Here is a 2689-nt window from a genome sequence, read left to right on the forward strand (position 1 = left end):
ATAATTAAATAATCTATCGTATTTATATTTAAATAAATTTATATGATTGTTTAATTTTTTTTCTTTATTATAAATTATTTCTCCTTTTTCACATCTATTTCCAGATACAAATACTTCGTTTTCTGAAAATTTATTTATAGTCAATAAGCAATTGTTAGAACAACCACTGCATCTATTTACATCTACATTTAAATTAATATTTTTTAACTCATCTTGTTTTAATAAAGTAGTTTTATAATTATCAGTATAGTTTTCTAAAGCTATTAATGCAGCTCCAAAAGCACCCATAATACCTGATATATTAGGTCTTATAACTTCCTTTTTGGTTAATTTTTCAAAGCTTCTTAAAACTAAATCATTATAGAAGGTTCCACCTTGAACAACTACATTATCTCCTAAATTATTTATATCCCTTATTTTTATAACTTTAAATAAAGCATTCTTTATTACAGAATAAGAAAGACCAGCAGAAATATCAGAAACATTAGCACCTTCTTTTTGAGCTTGTTTTACTCTAGAATTCATAAATACAGTACATCTAGAACCTAAATCTACTGGAGACTTAGAGTAAAGTCCTATACGTGAAAATTCTTTAATATCCATAGATAAAGAAGTTGCAAATGTTTCTAAAAAAGAGCCACATCCAGAAGAGCATGCCTCGTTTAAAATTATACTATTTATAACTCCATTTTTTATTTTCAAACACTTCATATCTTGACCACCGATGTCTAATATAAAGTCTACATCCTTATTAAAGAATTTTGCAGCTTTAAAATGTGCAATTGTTTCAATTTCACCATAGTCTATTTTTAAAGCTTTTTTTATAAGACTTTCACCATACCCTGTTACAGTAGAGGACACTATTTTACTATTAGGTGGTAAAATATTATATATTTCATTCATTATATCTATAACTACCTTTAATGGTTTACCTTCATTACTACTATAATAAGTGTATAATAAATTACCTTTATCATCTATTAAAGCTGCTTTAGTTGTAGTAGAACCAGCATCTATTCCTAAAAAGCAATTTCCACTAAATTTGCTTATATCTAAAGTTTTGATAGTATTTTTATTATGTCTTTCTAGAAATTCATTATAATCATTTTCATCTCTAAATAAAGGCTCTAATTTATCTACATTATCAAATTCATTAATATCTAAACTTTCTATATTTTTTATTAAGCTATTTAATTCTATAGATTCTTCATTTTTTGATAACAATGAAGCACCAATAGCAACATATAGTTGTGCATTTTCAGGGAATATTATATCGTTATCATCTAATTTTAATAAATTTTTGAAACGATTCCTAAGGCTAGATAAAAAATGAAGAGGGCCTCCTAAAAAAGCAACCTTACCTTGAATTTTTCTACCACAAGATAAAACGCTTACAGTTTGAACAACCACTGCATTAAAAATACTCATGGCAATATCACTTCTTTTAGCACCGTCATTTATAAGAGGTTGAATATCAGTTTTAGCAAATACCCCACATCTAGATGCAATAGGATAAATTACATTAAAGTCTTTTGCTAATTCATTTAATCCAAGTGCATCAGTTTGTAAAAGAGAAGCCATCTGATCTATAAAAGCTCCTGTTCCACCTGCACATATCCCATTCATTCTTTGATCTATTCCACCACTTAAATATGTAACTTTAGCATCTTCTCCACCAAGCTCTATTACAACATCTGTCTCAGGATGAAAATATTCTATAGCATGAGTAGATGCAATGACTTCTTGAACAAATTTTATATTAAGTTTTTGTGAGATATCAATACCACCGGAACCCGTTATAACTATAGTAACTTTTGAATCTTTAAGTTTTTTATGTATATTAACTAAAACTTCATTCAAAGCTTTTTTAACATCAGAAAAATGCCTTTTATATTCTTTATATACAATATTGTTAGAACTATCAAAGACTACTGTCTTAACAGTTACTGAGCCAATATCAATACCTATATGAAACATAATATATCACCTCACAGTTAATAAGTAATTTATTATTAAAACTTATGTTAAAACTTATGCCAGTAAAGTTGCTTATATGAGACAAACTTTTAATTATCTATAAGGCTATATTAAAAATAAACTTTGGTTAAATATATGTATTTTGCAAATACTAATTTATATTAAGGTTAGGAGGAAGTTATGGGCAAATATAGATTAGACTATTTTTCAAAATACTATTTTTATGAAGAAGATGAATTTTTAAATGATATAGAAGAAGGCGATTATATATTAGAACAATTAAAGAAAAGTAATAGATTTGATTATAAAGGTCATTCATATAAATACACTAAGTTTGGAAACATATCAAAAAGTGATACACAAAGAGATGTAGAAGTAGAGATACCTCAAAATGATATAAATATAATCATAAATGGGGAAATTGTACACCTTAATTTAAGATATAAGTTTGAAACAAAAAACCTTGAAGACCATATAAGAATAACAACAAGAATAAGTGAAAGAACTGATGATATATCGTGTATTTTGTATATTGATTATAATCAAGGAAATGAATTTGTAAAAGAACTTGAAAATATTAAAATACTACAAGAAGAAAATATGAATAAATAAAATATAAAGTAGATAAATGCATAAGTGATTAATATCTTTAATAATAAAAATATTAAAAAATTAGTAAAAATAGAGAGTTGGTTATGGAAAGTAATTTAAT

At 25.7% G+C, this 2689-nt stretch carries 2 protein-coding genes; one reads left to right on the forward strand and one right to left on the reverse strand.

Features of this window, described 5'->3' with window-relative positions; all coding sequences use genetic code 11:
* A partial coding sequence (locus G3997_RS03745; RefSeq protein ID WP_296648331.1) for an acyl-CoA dehydratase activase occupies nucleotides 1-1977 on the reverse strand: 1977 nt, incomplete at its 3' end.
* Between the two features lie 180 nt (nucleotides 1978-2157).
* Between G3997_RS03745 and G3997_RS03750 the strand changes: the two genes are divergently transcribed.
* On the forward strand, nucleotides 2158-2589 hold the full coding sequence (locus G3997_RS03750) for a hypothetical protein (protein ID WP_296648337.1): 432 nt from the start codon (nucleotides 2158-2160) through the stop codon (nucleotides 2587-2589).
* The last annotated feature ends 100 nt before the right edge of the window (nucleotides 2590-2689 follow it).

This window comes from Romboutsia sp. 13368 (assembly GCF_018336475.1).
Lineage (GTDB): Bacteria > Bacillota > Clostridia > Peptostreptococcales > Peptostreptococcaceae > Romboutsia.

Coding starts and splice junctions, on each gene's coding strand:
- G3997_RS03750 (WP_296648337.1), top strand. CDS start 2,158: ATGGGCAAATATAGATTAGACTATTTTTCAAAATACTATTTTTATGAA.